Origin of the sequence: Marinimicrobium sp. UBA4509, from assembly GCF_002388575.1 — a bacterium.
GTDB classification, from domain to species: domain Bacteria; phylum Pseudomonadota; class Gammaproteobacteria; order Pseudomonadales; family Cellvibrionaceae; genus Marinimicrobium; species Marinimicrobium koreense.
Map to the genome: position 1 here is coordinate 9044 of NZ_DGMV01000044.1, position 452 is coordinate 9495.

The window sequence follows — 452 nt, forward strand, 5'->3', positions numbered from 1 at the left end:
TCGTCTTTTAGTCTGGCGGTTTCACCCAGCTCCGTGGTGCATACCGGCGTAAAATCAGCCGGATGCGAAAACAGTACGGCCCACCCGTCGCCAATCCAGTCGTGGAAGCTGGTCCGGCCTTCGGTGGTATTCGCCTCGAAATCGGGGGCGGTATTGCCTAGATGTAAACTCATAACAGTAGTCTCCTTCGATCAGTTAGTTTTAGCTTTGGTTGGAAACGCGCCGCCAACGGAGTGCTCAGGCAACCGGGCTATTTCATACCGGGAGAGTTTTTCTCCCACAACGAGCACTCCTTAATCTTTCAGCGCCAGAATACGCCTGGCGCCGTTAAGCACGATGATTCCCGCAATAGTGCCGATAATCAGATCTGGATAATGGGAACCGGTCCACGCGACCAAAGCGCCAGCAGCGATAACGCCCAGATTGATGACCACGTCATTGGCCGAGAATAT

Annotated in this window: 1 protein-coding gene and 1 pseudogene; both read right to left on the reverse strand. The window is 53.8% G+C overall.

What is annotated here, in order from left to right:
- Positions 1-173: redoxin domain-containing protein (locus B3520_RS06720; RefSeq protein WP_286875736.1), on the reverse strand; the 173-nt coding region annotated here is incomplete at its 3' end.
- 120 nt (positions 174-293) lie between these two features.
- Positions 294-452 (reverse strand): annotated as a pseudogene (locus B3520_RS06725) (sodium:proton antiporter); the annotation flags it as partial.